The organism is Actinoallomurus sp. NPDC050550, assembly GCF_040655075.1.
GTDB lineage: Bacteria > Actinomycetota > Actinomycetes > Streptosporangiales > Streptosporangiaceae > Actinoallomurus.
Genome location: NZ_JBFAJC010000014.1, coordinates 100,800 through 114,950, shown reverse-complemented (window position 1 = coordinate 114,950; position 14,151 = coordinate 100,800). Strand labels below are relative to the sequence as shown.

Sequence of the window (14,151 nt, the reverse complement as noted above, 5' to 3'; positions counted from 1 at the left end):
GGTGGCCGCGCGCGGGCGCTGCGGTCACCGCCGTCGCTGATCGTCATCGGGAAATCCTCTTGCGCCCGGGGAGGCCGGTCTGCCATCCTCCTAATGCAACAAATGTTGCGATTAACCGTGATGGAGGAGAGCCGTAACCATGGGCCTGGCCCCGAACACCGCGATGTCCGTCTGGAACCCACGCCGTGTATCGGAGGCCCTTTTTGTCTACTCAGCTCACCCTGCGGGGCGTCGCCAAGTCCTACGGTGACCACCGCGTCCTCACCGACGTCTCCTTCGCCGTACGGCCCGGCGAGCGCGCCGGCCTCGTCGGGGAGAACGGCTCCGGCAAGTCCACGCTCCTCCGGCTGATCGCCGGCGCTGAGCGGCCCGACGACGGCGAGGTGACCGTCATGGCCGACGGCGGCGTCGGCCACCTCGGCCAGACGCGGGAGCTGCCATCCGGCGGCACCGTCCAGCAGGCCATCGACGCGGCCCTCGCCGACCTGCGGGCGATGGAGCGCCGGATGCGCGAACTCGAGGCCGACCTCAGCGAGGACCGGTTCGACGAGTACGCCGCGCTGCAGGCCGCGTACGAGGCGCGGGGCGGCTACGAGGCCGACGCCCGCGTCGACAAGGCGATCCACGGCCTGGGACTCGCGCACCTGGACCGGGACCGTGCGCTCGGCACCCTCTCCGGCGGCGAGGAGGCACGGCTGGCGCTCGCCTGCGTGCTGGCGGCCTCACCGGAGATCCTGCTGCTCGACGAGCCCACCAACCACCTCGACGAACCGTCGATGACCTGGCTGGAGGACCGCCTCCGTACTCACCACGGCACCGTCGTCGTGGTCTCCCACGACCGGCTGTTCCTCGACCGCGTCGCCACCGTGATCTACGAGGTCGAGGACGGCTCCGTGAGCCGTTTCGGGGGTGGCTACACCGGGTTCCTCGCCGAGAAGGCGGCGGCGCGCGTTCGCTGGGAGCAGGCGTACGACGCCTGGTGTGAGGAGATCGAGCGGGTCGAGACCCATGCCGCGACCACCGCGCGCCGGGTCGCGCCCGGCCGGGCGCGCAAGGACGGCAACAAACTCGCCTACGACCGGGACGCGGGCCGGGTGCAGAGCTCGATCGCCGGGCGGGTCCGCCAGGCGCAGGAGCGACTTCGCAGGCTGCGGGAGAACCCGGTGCCCAAGCCTCCCGAGCCGCTGCGCTTCGACGGGCTGTTCCGCGAGGGCGACCACGACGGGACGCTCGCCGAACTCCACGAGGTGACGGTCGAAGATCGGCTGCGCGCGGTGTCCCTCACGGTGGCGGCCGGCGATCACCTGCTGGTCCACGGGCCGAACGGCGCGGGCAAGTCCACCCTGCTGCGGGTCCTCGCCGGCGCGAGGCCCGACTCCGGGACGGTGCGCCGGCGCGGCCGCGTCGGCTACCTGCCCCAGGAGGTCGAGTTCCCCGATCCACGGCGGTCCGTGCTGGCGGTGTTCGCCGACGGCCGGACCGGCCATCCGGAGGAGCACCGCGAGCGGCTGCTGTCGTACGGGCTGTTCCATCCCGACGCCCTGGCCACGCCCGTCGGCGCGCTGTCGGTCGGCCAGCGGCGGCGCCTGGCCCTGGCCCGGCTGGTGGCGTCGGAGAGCGACCTGCTCCTGCTCGACGAACCGACCAACCACCTGTCGCTGGTCCTGGTCGAGGAGCTGGAACAGGCGCTCGACGACTTCCGGGGCGCGCTGGTCGTCGTCTCCCACGACCGGGCGCTGCGGCGCCGTTTCCCGGGCCCGCGGCTGGAGCTGCGCGACGGGCGCATCGCCGCCTGACCGCCCGCCGTACGAACATTCCCTGTAGAGAGGATCTCGTGATGAGTGCTGTTCAGAGTGACCGGATCGAGGAGTTCCGCCGGACGCGGGACGTGGAGCGCCTGACCGCGGACCTGCGAGCGGCGGGCGGGCCGCTCGTCGAGGACGCCGGCGGCGATGACGCGCTGGTGACGTTCGTGTGGATCGGGCCACAGCGGCAGGTCTCGGTACGCGGCGCGCAGCTGTTCGAGGACCGCAACGCGATGTCGCATCCGATGCGGCGCGTCGACGACACGGACGTCTGGTACCTGAGCGTGCTCGCCCCGCGCGGCGTCACCACGGTGTACCAGTACCTGGTCGACGATCCGTTCCTGGACGCCGACAAGACCGACATGGCGCTGCTGGGACGGCTGGTGGCCGAGGCGCGGGATCGGTCGTTCGCCGACCCGTTCAACCCGCGCCGGCTGTTCCCGCAGGCCGCCAAGATCGCGGGGGCGGACTCCGCGCCGCCGGAGCAGTGGGACTCGGTACTGGAGCTGCCCGGTCTGGAGCCGGCTCCCTGGTTCGACGGCGCCGAGCCTCCTCTGACCGGGCACAGCCTCGTCTCCGAGGTGCTCGGCAACGAACGGACCGTGTCGGTGTACGCGCCGCCGGGGGAGGGGCCGCATCCGTTGGTGATCCTGCTCGACGGAGAGTCGTGGCTGTCGGTGGCGCGCCTCCACGCCGCCGTGCACGAGCTGATCACGAGCGGCGCGATGGCCCCGGCGGTGGTCGCGTTCGTCGACAATCCGCCGGACGGCATGACCGCCCGCATGACCGAACTCGCCTGCCACTCCGCGACGACCCGGATGCTCACCGACGAACTCCTGCCGCTGCTGCGGTCGCGATACCCGCTGACGGAAGAGGCGATCGTCGGCGGCAACAGCCTCGGCGGGCTGGCCGCCGCCTTCGCCGCGTACGAACGCCCCGACGTCTTCACCGCGGTGCTGTCCACGTCGGGCAGCCACTGGTGGGGCTACCGGCCGGGTCCGGGCGGGTGGGGCATGGACGATGAGCCGGAGTGGCTGACCCGGCAGTTCGCCGCCGCGCCGTACAAGCCGGTCCGGTTCTGGATCGACGTCGGCCGGCTGGAGACCGGCGCGTCCCCGCTGTCGCCTGGGGTCGATCAGCGCGCCGCCAATCGCCACCTGCGGACGGTCCTGACCGCCAAGGGCAACGACGTGACCTTCCACGAGGCGCCGGGCGGACACGACTTCGCGACCTTCCGCCGCAGCGCGGTACGCGGACTGCTGACCCTTCTGCCCGGGTGACGGGCGGCTCGCCGCGGGGCGCCGGGCAGGTCCCGACGTCCTGCGGCGACCGCGCGGCCTGCAGTGGACTTACTTTGTAAAGGCCGTCGGCTGGCAAAAATATGTAGACCAGTCTATTCTTCTCTCGTGATCACCAAGGGAGAGCGGACCAGCACGCGGCTGGTGGAGTCGATGCTCGAGCTGATCCAGGCACGCGGTTACAGCGGCACGGGTCTCAACACGGTGGTGGAGCACTCCGGGGCCCCGAAGGGGTCGCTCTACTTCCACTTCCCGGAGGGCAAGGAGGCGTTGGGGGAGAGGGCCGTCGAACTGGCAGCCGATCAGTTCCGCACCCTCTTCGCCGAGACCGCCGGCGACGCCGCGAGCCCCGGAGACCTCCTGCGGCGCGTCGTCGACGTTCTGATCGGGCTCCTCGCCGACAGCGACTTCCAGCTCGGCTGCCCGGTCTCCGTGGTCGCCCTGGAGATGGGCGCACACAGCGAGCGGCTGCGCACGGCCTGCGCAGTCGCCTTCGAGTCGTGGATCGGGCCGGTGACCGAGTACCTCGTCGGCCGCGGTCACCCGCGTCCCACGGCGCGCAGCCTGGCCACGACCGTGGTCAGCGGCCTGGAGGGCGCGATGATCGTGTCCCGGGCCCGGCGTGACGTGGAGGCGTTGCGCAGCGCCGCCCAGGTGCTCGGCGATCTTGTCGACCAGCCGCCCGCCAACGTCGCGAAGGGGAACTCATGACCGGGCCGCACGCTCTCGTCTTCGGGGCCACCGGTTTCATCGGCCGGCACCTGATCCTCGCCCTGGACCAGGCCGGGGTCCGCGTCACCGTGGCGACTCGCGAGAGCGGATCCGCTCCCGGCCTGCGGGCCTGGCTCGCCGAGCGCGGGTGCCGGGCCGCTCCCGCCTGCGTCCGTGTCGACTTCGACGCTCCCGCGTTGCTCGAGGGCGACGCGTCGGATTGGGGGGACGTCACCGACGTCTACAACTGTGCGGGAGCCTACCGGTTCGGCATGACGGTCGCGGAGGCTCGTCACGCCAATGTCGACAGCGTCCGGGCGATCGTGGCGTTCGCGGCGCGGCTGTCTCGCCTGCGGCGCCTCGTGCACGTGTCGGGCTACCGCGTGGGAGGACAGGACCCCGCGACGGTGCCGTGGAGCGACGAGGTCGTGCGGCGTACGTATCAGCGCCTCGGCGCGTACGAGGCGTCCAAGGTCGAGTCCGACGCCGTCGTCCAGGCCGCCGCCGACCGGCTGGGCGTGCCATGGTCCATCGTCAATCCCTCCAGCGTGATCGGGGTCAGCGCGAGCGGTGAGTCCGACCAACAGCTCGGGCTGGCCGCGAGCCTGCGGGAGATCTGGCATGGTTCGGTCGCCGCGCTGCCCGGCGACGCGCGGACGTTCGTCCCCGTCGTCCCGGTCGACCATCTCGCGCGTTTCATGACACTGCTCCCGGAGGATCCGGCCGCTCAGGGGGAGGCGTTCTGGATCCTGGACGATGACACTCCGCCACTGCCGGACCTTCTCTCGCTCGTGGGCCGGCACTTCCAGGTGAAGGTCCCACGGCTGAGGATTCCCGTGTCGCTGGTCCGGCGCCTGCCGGCCGCGCTGACCAAGGCGGACAAGGAGACGCTGACCTTCCTGTCGTCCGATCGGTATCCCACCGGACCGGCCCGCGCGTTCGCCGAACGTCATGGGCTCGAACTCCCCGACCCGACCGAGTCGATCCTGCGGTGGGCGGACCACCTGGCCGCCCACCGGTTCGGCGCCGTGTCCGCCCGGCGGCCCGCGCGGAGGTTCACCCGGTACGCGGGCGTCCGAACGTTCGGCATCGGTGAGCCGGGCGCACGGACTCTGGTGCTGCCCGGTCTGCCCGTCAACGCCGACACCTGGGCGCCGGTCGGCGGCGCGCTCGGCGACGCCCGCGTGGTCGACCTTCCGGGCCTCGGAATGAGCGCGGGTCGTCCGCGTGATCTGTCCGCCTGGTCGGCCGCTCTGGTCGAGGAGACCGGCCCGGTACACCTGGTCGGTCACTCCATCGGCGCCGCCGCCGCTGTCCAGGCCGCCGTGGCGCATCCGGATCTGGTCGAGCAGCTCACTCTGGTGTCGCCCTTCTTCCTGCAGGTACGCGCCGGGTTCGCTGCCCGAGTCTCCCCGGTGAGCCGGTGGTATCTCGGCCGGGTGGGCCCCGAGGCCCTGTCGCGGCTGCTCACCGGGGAGGCGGCCCATGCGGAGAAACTCGCCTCCAGCGTCGAGGACCTGCACCGAGGGCGCGTCGCCGCCCACGCCGCGCGATTGCTGGCCGATGCCGCCCGCGAGCGGTGGCGCAGCGAGCTCCGCGCCGGGCTCGAGCGCTACCCGGGGCGCGTGCACGTGGTCGTGGGAGCCGAGGACCCACTGACGGACGAGGGCCGGGCGCTGGTGGACCGGCTCGGCGCACGGGCGAGGGTGACGACGATCGACGGAGCGGGCCACCACCCTCAACTCACCCACGAGGCGCGGTTGGTCCAGGCGATCCAGGACCATGCTCCGGCGCGTACCGGCGCGCGCGGATGACCCTTCGCGCAGACCGCGCGGGGACGTCGACGGCGGCCGCTCCGATGCTTTCGCCCGTCGAGTGATCGGCCGCGAGTTATGATGCGCGGCGGGGGTGCGTGACATGACCGGTTTCGACGTGTCGGGATATCTTCGTCGGCTCGGTCTGTCCGCCCCCGGACCGCCGAGCGTCGCCGGCTTGCGGGCACTGCACGCCGCGCAGGTCGAGCGCGTCGCCTATGAGGCGCTGGACGTTCAGCTCGGCCGGCTCACGTCGATCGACCCGTACGACTCCGCGGAGCGCATCGTGTCCGGCCGCGGCGGTTACTGCTACCACCTCAACGGCGCGTTCTCCCTCCTACTGGGCGCGCTCGGGTACGACGTGTCCTGGCATCGGGCGGGTGTGCAGGTCCGGCACGCCCCCGAGCCCCCGGGCGTGGAGCTCGCCAACCATCTGGCGCTCACCGTGCGCGGGCTGCCCGCCGAGGACTGCCCGGAAGGGGTGTGGCTCGTCGACGCGGGGCTGGGCGACGGGCTGCACGAGCCGCTTCCGCTGCGCGCGGGGGAGTACGTCCAGGGGCCGTTCCGGTTCCGGCTGCGTCCGTCGGAGGTCGAACCCGGCGGGTGGCGGCTGGACCACGACCCTCGCGGCGCGTTCATCGGCATGGACTTCGGTCTGCGGACGGCGGTCGTGGGGGAGTTCCTCGACCGGCATCACCACCTGTCGACGTCGCCGGAGTCGGGATATGTGCGCACGTGCACCGTGCTGCGGCGAGACGCCGACGGCGTCGACGCGCTCACCGGGTGCGTCCTGCGGCGGATCGGCTCCGGCCCGGATCAGCGGCGCGTGCTGGATTCCCAAGAGGAGTGGTACGCCGTGCTCACCGGCCTGTTCGGCTTGGCGCTGACCGACCTGGACGCCGCCGCCCGGGAGGCCCTGTGGGGTCGTGTCCACCGCGCCCATGAGGACTGGTCCGCCGGCCGCGACCTCGTGAACGATTGATCATCTCGATTCACCACGTCGAAACTTACTATGTAAAGGCCGCGGCCTGACGCCGATGACAATTCCGTCGATCAGGCGGACGCTTCGTCGATGACCTTGGTGATCCGAGCGAGGACGCCCGGCCGGCCGCTGCCCATGAACCGGAGCGAGACCAACTGGTAGGGGCTGTCCGGGTCGAATCCGTCGTGCCAGGGAGTCGACGGAGCGCTGTGTTAGGCTCCGAGCCGACTTCTCACCGTTGGGCTTTCCGCCTCGCCAACCAGCTTCACCCGGGTCCCGATGACACGGGGAAGGTGGAAGTCGCTCACCACACCTGGAAAAGGGTGTTCTGTGGTGGTGGCGACGTGCTTCGGCCCTCCGGTTCTTTCCGGGCCCACGGGGATCTGCCAGGGACCGTGTTCTGGCATCAGCGGCCTGGTCCGCGTCACCATCCAGCACAGCCGGTTCCTCAGGGAGGTCTCCGGAGTGCCGGAAGTCAACTCCACCGGGCAACCTGCCGCGCAGCGCCCGTGGCTGGTTCTCGGGATCATGTGCATCGGCTTCTTCATGTCGTTGCTCGACGGATCCATCGTCAACGTCGCCATCCCCACGCTGATCCACGGCATCGATGCCTCGTACGACCAGGTGCTGTGGGTCGTCGACGGCTACCTGCTCGTCTTCTCGGTGCCGCTGATCATCACCGGGCGGCTGGGGGACATCTTCGGATACCGCCGGCTGTACGTGATCGGCATCATCACCTTCACCATCGCCTCGGCGCTGTGCGGGCTGGCCGACTCACCGGCCTGGCTGCTGACCGCCCGGGCACTGCAGGGACTGGGCGGGGCACTGCTGTTCCCCCAGGTCATCTCGTCCATCCTGACGATCTTCCCGCCACAGCTGCGCGGCCGCGCGTTCGGTCTGTTCGGCGCGATCGTGGGCTTCGCTCCGATCGTCGGCCCGGTCGCCGGTGGCCTTCTGCTCACCCACCTCGGCTGGCGCTGGATCTTCTTCATCAACGTCCCGATCGGGATCATCACCGCCGTGCTGGCGGTGACCCTCGCGCCGCCCATGCGCTCGGGCCGCGCCCGCCGGCTCGACCTGGTCGGCGTGGCGCTGGCCATCGCCGGGCTCAGCGGCATCGTGTTCGGCCTCATCGAGGGAGAACGCTATGACTGGGGCACCATCGCCGGGCCGATCAGTATCACCTCGGTCATCGTCGCGGGCGTCGTGCTGCTGGCGGTGTTCGTCCTCTGGCAGCACCGGCAGCGGGGCGAGCCCCTGATGCCGCCGGCCCTGTTCGGAGCGCGCAACTTCGCGGTCGGTAACGGGGTCGGGTTCGTCTTCCAGCTCGGCATGATCGGCATCATGTTCGTGCTGGTGCTGTACCTGCAGATGGCGCGCGGGTACTCGGCGCTGCAGACCGGCCTGGTCGTGCTGCCGAATGCCGTGCTCACCGCGGTCGGCTCGGCGTACGCCGGGCGGCTGTCGGACAGGTTCGGCGGCAAGTACATCCTGATGGCCGGGATGACGCTGCTGGCCATCGGCCTGCTGGTGCTGGTCGCCGTGGCCGGCCCCACCAGCAGTGCGTGGGGCCTGCTGCCCGGTCTGGCCGTCATCGGGATCGCCGGTGGCGCCACGTTCGCGCCACTGCAGCAGGCCACGATGGACGGCGTCGACCCGCGGTTGGCCGGGGCGGCCTCCGGCGTCTCCAGCACCACCCGGCAGATCGGCGGCGTCCTCGGCACCGCCGTGCTGGGCGCCCTGCTGTCGGCCCGCCTCTCCTCCACCGTGCGAGGCGAGGCCGAGAAGCGCGCCGGCCGGCTACCGGAGAACCTGCGCGCCCGGTTCATCGGCGACAGCGTCGACGCCGCGCAACACTACAGTCCGCCCACGCCACCCGGCGGCCTGAACCCCGCCACGACCAGCCTGTACGAGCGTGTCACCACCGATGCGTTCGCCGCCGGCTTCGTCAACGCGATGCACACCGCCCTCGCGGCGTGCGCCGCGGTCCTCGTGGCCGCGTCCCTGTTCTGTTTCCTGTTCAGCCCGTCCAACAGGCCGACGACCGTGCGCGTTCAGAGGAGGCCGGCCGAGACCACGCCGCAGGACTGACCCCCGATGGTCGCGGCCACCCGGCCGCGACCATCGTCCGGCTCCCGTCGGCGACGCTCGGCGGCATCGCCCGGCGATCCCGGCATCGTCACCAGGTCTGTTCGCCGGCGCGGACGAGGATCTCGTTGACCGCCACCCGCCGGTCACGGGTGACGATGTAGGTGACGGCGTCGGCGATGTCCTCAGGGCGGAGCATCTCCATGTCCTCGGTCATCCGGGCGATCTGTTCGCGGATTCCGTCGCGGACGTGCGAGCCGAGTTCGGTGTCGACGGTGCCCGGTTCGACCACGCTGACCCGTACGCGCTCGCGCATGACCTCCTGGCGCAGGGCCTCGGTGAAGCCGTTGACGCCGAACTTGGTGAGGTTGTAGACGGCCGTGCCGGGGCGTGCGACACGACCGGCCGTCGAGCTGATGTTGACCAGGTCCGCGACGCGGCGCGGGGAGTCCCGGGCGGCCTTGCGGAGGTGGGGGAGGGCGGCGCGGGTGACCTCCAGCAGCGCGTTGACGTTGATCGCCAGCATGCGCTCCCACTCGTCGGCGGGGGCGTCCGCGACCGGCCCGGTCAGCATGAGCCCGGCGTTGTTGACGACGGTGTCCAGACGTCCGAGTTCGGTCACCACGCGCTGCACCGCTCCGGCGGCCTGGGCCGCGTCGGTGAGGTCGGCCTGGACCGTCAGGGCCGAACCGCCGTCCGCCGTGATGCTCCCCGCCACCTCGTCCAGCCGGTCACGGCGCCGTCCCACGACCGCGACCGCGGCACCCTCCGCTGCCAGGGCGCGTGCGGTGGCCGCCCCGATGCCGCTGCTCGCGCCGGTCACGAGCGCGACCGTGCCACTGAGAACGCTCGACATGTTCCTGCCTCACTCACAGCCCCTGAAGGCTCTCGATCGCTACTCCTCGCACCGAGACGCCGCCTTGACCGGCGAACATCTCGAACTGGAGGATCCTCCGATCAAAAGTAAGCGGAGCACCCTCCGATTAGCAAAACGGGGCCCCGAGAGCATTGGGCCGGTGAGCGGGGCGACCGCGCTGTGCGGGGCGCCGTGGTGTTCGCCTGATTCCGGTAGGGCTCGTCTGGCATGATCCACCGGATGGCGGGGGAACAGACGGAGCCGGGCCGTCCCTGGTGGGGGATCCTGCGACCGTGGCGGTGGCCGCGCCGATGGCGGTGGCTCGCCGCGCTGGCCCTGGCGCCGGTCCTGGTGGCGTTGTCGGCGGTGACGGTGGCGTACGGGGAGGGCGGCTGGTACGGCGTCAACGTGATGCTGCGTCGCGGCGCCAGCATCTGGGTCAATGTCGCTCCGGACGACCGTCGGCTGTCTCCGGGGATCCGGTTGTCACTGGCCGGGCAGCGCACGCCCGACGCGGCCGAACCGGTGCGCTGGCGCCAGGTCGCCGTCGGGCTGGAGGTCGCCGAACTGCCCGTCCGGGTGGGCGGGCGGCCGGTGGACGCCCTGCTGCTCAGCCGGGTGGACCCGGCCCGCTACCGGTTCCGGGTGCTCAACCGCGCGGCCGGCGACCGGGACGTCGGCGGCTGGATGGCGGCCACGGGAGCGTCGCTGGTCGTCAACGGCAGTTACTACGCCCACGACGGGCCGCCGGACACCCCTGTGGTCAGCGACGGCCGCCGGCTCGGCCCCGCGTCGTACCAGGCCACACACGGGGCGTTCGTGGTCGGCGGGCCCGGCGGCCCGGACGGAGCCCGGCTGGTGGACCTCGCGGGCCTCGACTGGCGGCAGGTCACCGACGGTGCGAGCCAGGCGATGGTGTCCTACCCGATGCTGCTGGGGGCCGACGGGCACGGCCGGACCGGGGGAGCGGACGAACGATGGCTGGCCAACCGCAGCTTCCTCGGGCAGGACGGCGCCGGACGGATCATCGTCGGCACCACCCGTGACGCCTACTTCTCCCTGCCCACGCTCGCCGCGTTCCTTCCCCATGCCGGGCTCGACCTGCGCCTCGCCTTGAACCTGGACGGCGGGCCGGTCGCCTGCCAGAAGGTGTCGGCCGGCGGATACCGGCGGGACTTCTGCGGGCGTTACGAGCTGGCCGTGCACGGCGGCCGGCTTCAGTTGCTGCGGTCGCTGGTCGACTTCCGGCGCTGGGCCCTGCCGATGGCGCTGGTGGCCGTCCCGCGCTGATCTGACGAGCGCGTGGTGGCCCGGCCGGCGCCGTAACCGGAAGGGCGGCCTCACTGGCTACTCCGGCAGCGGCCGGTCGTGGACGACGTTCTTCATGACCAGGGTGGACGTCAGGCGCTGGACGCCCGGCAGCTTGGCCAACTGCTCGTCGTAGAGCTGCTGGAAGGCCACGAGGTCGGCGGTGGTGACGCGCAGGAGATAGTCCGGTTCGCCGAACAGGCGCTGAGCCTGGATCACGTGCGGGACCGCGGCCACGGCCTCCTCGAAGGCGTCGACGGTGTCGCTGTCCGACCAGCGCAAAGTGGCGAAGACCAGGGCCTCGAACTCCAGGCCGACGGCGGCCGGGTCGACGACCGCGCGGTAGCCGCGGATCGCTCCCTCTCGCTCGAGGTCACGCAAGCGGCGGTGGCAGGGCGAGACGCTCAGCTTCACGCGGGCGGCGAGCTCGGTCACCGTCAGGCGGCCGTCCAACTGCAGTTCAGTAAGGATCTTCCGGTCCAGGGCGTCCATGAAGAAGATTCTCCCTCATATCACGCGATCACGGAGCAAGAAGAGCAACACCTTCTGGGGAATCGCGCCTAATCTTCCCTCCTGAGACATGAACGTGAGAGGGATCGATCCATGGACACGACCACGGTGGCCGCTTTCCTGGCGGTGGACCTGCTGCTGGTGTTCACCCCCGGCGCGGACTGGGCCTACGCGATCGCCGCGGGGCTGCGGGACCGGTCGGTCGTCCCTGCGGTCGCCGGGCTGATAGCCGGATACGCGGGATACACACTGCTCGCCGTGGCCGGCCTGGTGGTGATCGTGGCGAGCTCGGCGAGCGTGCTCACCGCGTTGACCGTTCTTGGGGCCGCCTACCTGATGTGGCTGGGCTGGGGGGTACTGAGGAAGCCTGCCGCTCTGGCCGCGGCCACGGAGGACGCGGGTTCCTCGCGCTGGCAGATCATGCTCAGGGGAGCCGGGATCAGCGGCCTGAACCCCAAGGCGCTGTTGCTGTACTTCTCGCTGTTTCCGCAGTTCATCAACCCAGCGGGCGGCTGGCCGGTCGCCGCGCAGACCGGACTGCTCGGCGCGCTCCACATGTCGGCCTGCGCGGTCGTCTACCTCGCCGTCGGCGTCCTGGCCCGCACCGTGCTGACGACCCGGCCCTCGGTGGCCAGGGCGGTCACCCGCGCCTCCGGTGTCATGATGATCGTCATCGGCGGGCTCCTGCTGGTGGAACGCCTGGCCGGCTGACGAACCCGCCCATCCGCTCACGGCCCGTCAAGGAGAGCACGTGGAAGACCAGACGCCGCAGGAACAGGCGAGCCCCGAGGTGCAGAAGCGCATCCGGGCGAGCTTCGACCGCCAGGGGCTGATGAGCCACCTCGGTGCACGCATCTCCCACATCGCCCTCGGCCGCGTGCACATCGTGCTGCCCAGCAGGCCCGAGGTCACCCAGCAGCACGGCTACTTCCACGCCGGCGCGACCAGTGCCATCGCCGACACCGCCGGCGGCTACGCGGCCTTCACGCTGTTCCCCGAGAACACCGATGTGCTCACCGTCGAGTACAAGGTCAACCTCCTCGCTCCCGCCGTCGGCGACCACCTCGAGGCGGTCGGAACCGTCCTGAAGTCCGGGCGCACACTGACCGTGTGCCGGCTGGAGGTGTTCGGCGTCCAGGACGGCCGGCAGTCGCTCGTCGCCAACGGCCAGCAGACACTCATCCGTATCGACGGGCGCGAGCAGTGAGTGGCACGTCGGCGAGCGCGTCCACGGCGTCCACGATGGCGCGGGCCTCGGCCAGGACCCCCGCGCCCGCCGGGGTCAGGGTGACCCGCCGGCTGGTGCGTTCGAAGAGCCGGACGCCCAGTTCACGCTCCAACTCCTGGATGTGCCGTCCGAACGGCTGCGCGCCGATGTAGTGCCGTTGGGCGGCGCGGCCGAAGTGCAACTCCTCCGCAAGCGTGATCGCATAACGAAGTGACCTGATGTCCATGATTCCCCTCCGCGACTGGCAATGGATGGGGCGCGATGTAGGGGATGATGTCGCTGCCCTCGGCGCTGTCGAATCCCTCTGCCGCGGCGTAACCGGCTCGGATCCTTCAGCGCTGCTGTTCGGCCGGACGCAAGAGAACCTCCGCTACCCGAATGGGTGCCCCGCGCCGCGGAGGTCCGGCGGGAAGTGAGGTCGGGACGGGCGGTCAGGCCTCTGCGCGGCGTTTCAGCGCCTGGTTGAAGGCTTCGAATCCCTCGTCGCCTCCGCGCGGTCCTTCCTTGACCAGCCGGGCCAGCAGCCCGCTGAAGTACTCGCGGTGTGTCAGCCTCGTACCACCGTCCGGCTGGGCTGCCAGCAGGAATTCGTGCACACCGGTATAGATCGCATGAGGCAGCCACGCAGCGCCCGGAATCACGGCTGCCCACGCCAGTCTGACCCCCGGCGTCGCCTCCAGGACGGGTACGTCCACTACGTAGGGTTTTCGGTCGGGCGGTCCAAGGACAAGCCGCAACCGAGTGTCGACTTCGGCGCGGCCACGGAGTTCCCGAATGTACGTCGTCCACATCGGATAGCGCGGGAAGTCGGTGAGTACCTCCCAGACCCTCTGCGGGCTCGCTGCGACGTCAGTGACTGCTTCGATGGTTCGCATGCCGTGAACATGTCCTTGGTTGGCGGCGCCGGTTTGCCCCGACAACCGAAGCCTAGGAAACTTGCCCGGAACGCACTTGAACCACAACGACGTTCGGACGGAACAAAAACGCCGCAGGACAGCGTCCGAGTGACGCGTACGGGATGGATCGGCCGGCCATGAAGAGCACTGGAGCGGAGGCCGGCAGGTCGCGCGGAGCGTTCGACCTGGACACCACCGTCCCGGGCGCCGCAGCGCGGGGATTCGACGCCGTACGGCGCGAGTGGGAGACGCAGCTCGGCGACGGCTTCCCACGGCCGACCTACAGTCCGGCCACCATCGGTGACTTCCGGGTCAAGGGCCGCGCCGCGCGGGTGCACGATGTGGCGATCATCGATGTCCACGGTGAGTCGGGCATCCAGACCTCGGGCACCTCGGGCGGCGATGAGGATCAGGTACGGCTGTTCGTCGTGCGGCGCGGTGCCTGGACCTTGGGCGGCCCGCCGGATCGCGGCGAACACACCGTATCGACCGGGCAGTTCCTTCTCCGGCACGCCGACTGAATCGAAAGACGAACCGCATCCTCGATGCGAAATCGGCCTGAATTTACTGTGTAAAGGCCGTCGGCTGGATAACTTCCAAACTCTTCTAAACGGAATTACAGCGACCCGCGACCTGCCAGAACGCTTCGCTGCGT

At 70.8% G+C, this 14,151-nt stretch carries 14 protein-coding genes; 10 read left to right on the top strand and 4 right to left on the bottom strand.

What is annotated here, in order from left to right; translation table 11 throughout:
- Positions 1 to 203: 203 nt before the first annotated feature.
- The 6 genes from abc-f (at position 204) to AB0I04_RS21035 (ending at position 8,701) form a co-directional block, all read left to right on the top strand.
- Positions 204 to 1,796: a ribosomal protection-like ABC-F family protein gene (gene abc-f, locus AB0I04_RS21060; RefSeq protein ID WP_360886781.1), complete on the top strand. Its 1,593-nt coding sequence runs from the start codon at positions 204 to 206 to the stop codon at positions 1,794 to 1,796.
- A gap of 41 nt (positions 1,797 to 1,837) precedes the next feature.
- Complete coding sequence (locus AB0I04_RS21055; RefSeq protein WP_360886779.1) at positions 1,838 to 3,085, top strand: alpha/beta hydrolase-fold protein; 1,248 nt, start codon at positions 1,838 to 1,840, stop codon at positions 3,083 to 3,085.
- A 126-nt stretch (positions 3,086 to 3,211) separates the two neighbouring features.
- The gene (locus AB0I04_RS21050; RefSeq protein ID WP_360886778.1) at positions 3,212 to 3,814 is read left to right on the top strand and encodes a TetR/AcrR family transcriptional regulator; all 603 of its coding nucleotides are present in this window, start codon (positions 3,212 to 3,214) and stop codon (positions 3,812 to 3,814) included.
- Positions 3,811 to 5,628: an alpha/beta fold hydrolase gene (locus tag AB0I04_RS21045; protein WP_360886776.1), complete on the top strand. Its 1,818-nt coding sequence runs from the start codon at positions 3,811 to 3,813 to the stop codon at positions 5,626 to 5,628. Before AB0I04_RS21050 ends, AB0I04_RS21045 begins: the two co-directional genes overlap by 4 nt.
- Before the next feature lie 103 nt (positions 5,629 to 5,731).
- Positions 5,732 to 6,610: an arylamine N-acetyltransferase gene (locus AB0I04_RS21040; protein ID WP_360886775.1), complete on the top strand. Its 879-nt coding sequence runs from the start codon at positions 5,732 to 5,734 to the stop codon at positions 6,608 to 6,610.
- Positions 6,611 to 7,075: 465 nt separating this feature from the next.
- Positions 7,076 to 8,701, top strand: coding sequence for a DHA2 family efflux MFS transporter permease subunit (locus tag AB0I04_RS21035; RefSeq protein ID WP_360886773.1), 1,626 nt, complete (start codon positions 7,076 to 7,078; stop codon positions 8,699 to 8,701).
- Between the two features lie 88 nt (positions 8,702 to 8,789).
- Here AB0I04_RS21035 and AB0I04_RS21030 read toward each other — a convergent pair whose 3' ends face one another.
- Positions 8,790 to 9,554, bottom strand: coding sequence for an SDR family NAD(P)-dependent oxidoreductase (locus AB0I04_RS21030; protein WP_360886771.1), 765 nt, complete (start codon positions 9,552 to 9,554; stop codon positions 8,790 to 8,792).
- 240 nt (positions 9,555 to 9,794) lie between these two features.
- On the opposite strand from AB0I04_RS21030, the gene AB0I04_RS21025 reads away from it, so the two are divergent.
- Complete coding sequence (locus AB0I04_RS21025) at positions 9,795 to 10,844, top strand: phosphodiester glycosidase family protein (RefSeq protein ID WP_360886769.1); 1,050 nt, start codon at positions 9,795 to 9,797, stop codon at positions 10,842 to 10,844.
- A gap of 57 nt (positions 10,845 to 10,901) precedes the next feature.
- Here the strand turns inward: AB0I04_RS21025 and AB0I04_RS21020 are convergent, their stop codons facing one another.
- Complete coding sequence (locus AB0I04_RS21020; RefSeq protein WP_360886768.1) at positions 10,902 to 11,354, bottom strand: Lrp/AsnC family transcriptional regulator; 453 nt, start codon at positions 11,352 to 11,354, stop codon at positions 10,902 to 10,904.
- Between the two features lie 111 nt (positions 11,355 to 11,465).
- On the opposite strand from AB0I04_RS21020, the gene AB0I04_RS21015 reads away from it, so the two are divergent.
- Positions 11,466 to 12,083, top strand: a complete 618-nt coding sequence (locus AB0I04_RS21015; RefSeq protein ID WP_360886766.1) for a LysE family translocator — start codon at positions 11,466 to 11,468, stop codon at positions 12,081 to 12,083.
- A 40-nt stretch (positions 12,084 to 12,123) separates the two neighbouring features.
- On the top strand, positions 12,124 to 12,579 hold the full coding sequence (locus tag AB0I04_RS21010; protein WP_360886764.1) for a PaaI family thioesterase: 456 nt from the start codon (positions 12,124 to 12,126) through the stop codon (positions 12,577 to 12,579).
- Here AB0I04_RS21010 and AB0I04_RS21005 read toward each other — a convergent pair.
- A complete protein-coding gene (locus AB0I04_RS21005; protein ID WP_360886762.1) occupies positions 12,551 to 12,826 on the bottom strand; it encodes a LysR family transcriptional regulator in 276 nt (91 codons plus the stop codon). The two genes, AB0I04_RS21010 and AB0I04_RS21005, sit on opposite strands and share 29 nt — an antisense overlap.
- A gap of 205 nt (positions 12,827 to 13,031) precedes the next feature.
- Positions 13,032 to 13,475: an SRPBCC domain-containing protein gene (locus AB0I04_RS21000; RefSeq protein ID WP_360886760.1), complete on the bottom strand. Its 444-nt coding sequence runs from the start codon at positions 13,473 to 13,475 to the stop codon at positions 13,032 to 13,034.
- A 158-nt stretch (positions 13,476 to 13,633) separates the two neighbouring features.
- On the opposite strand from AB0I04_RS21000, the gene AB0I04_RS20995 reads away from it, so the two are divergent.
- A complete protein-coding gene (locus tag AB0I04_RS20995; RefSeq protein WP_360886758.1) occupies positions 13,634 to 14,017 on the top strand; it encodes a hypothetical protein in 384 nt (127 codons plus the stop codon).
- The last annotated feature ends 134 nt before the right edge of the window (positions 14,018 to 14,151 follow it).

Bases quoted from the DNA above. Each gene is read 5' to 3' on its own strand.
- AB0I04_RS21055 (WP_360886779.1), top strand. From the start codon at position 1,838: ATGAGTGCTGTTCAGAGTGACCGGATCGAGGAGTTCCGCCGGACGCGG.
- AB0I04_RS21045 (WP_360886776.1), top strand. From the start codon at position 3,811: ATGACCGGGCCGCACGCTCTCGTCTTCGGGGCCACCGGTTTCATCGGC.
- AB0I04_RS21040 (WP_360886775.1), top strand. From the start codon at position 5,732: ATGACCGGTTTCGACGTGTCGGGATATCTTCGTCGGCTCGGTCTGTCC.
- AB0I04_RS21030 (WP_360886771.1), bottom strand. From the start codon at position 9,554: ATGTCGAGCGTTCTCAGTGGCACGGTCGCGCTCGTGACCGGCGCGAGC.
- AB0I04_RS21025 (WP_360886769.1), top strand. From the start codon at position 9,795: ATGGCGGGGGAACAGACGGAGCCGGGCCGTCCCTGGTGGGGGATCCTG.
- AB0I04_RS21020 (WP_360886768.1), bottom strand. From the start codon at position 11,354: ATGGACGCCCTGGACCGGAAGATCCTTACTGAACTGCAGTTGGACGGC.
- AB0I04_RS21015 (WP_360886766.1), top strand. From the start codon at position 11,466: ATGGACACGACCACGGTGGCCGCTTTCCTGGCGGTGGACCTGCTGCTG.
- AB0I04_RS21005 (WP_360886762.1), bottom strand. From the start codon at position 12,826: ATGGACATCAGGTCACTTCGTTATGCGATCACGCTTGCGGAGGAGTTG.
- AB0I04_RS21000 (WP_360886760.1), bottom strand. From the start codon at position 13,475: ATGCGAACCATCGAAGCAGTCACTGACGTCGCAGCGAGCCCGCAGAGG.
- AB0I04_RS20995 (WP_360886758.1), top strand. From the start codon at position 13,634: ATGAAGAGCACTGGAGCGGAGGCCGGCAGGTCGCGCGGAGCGTTCGAC.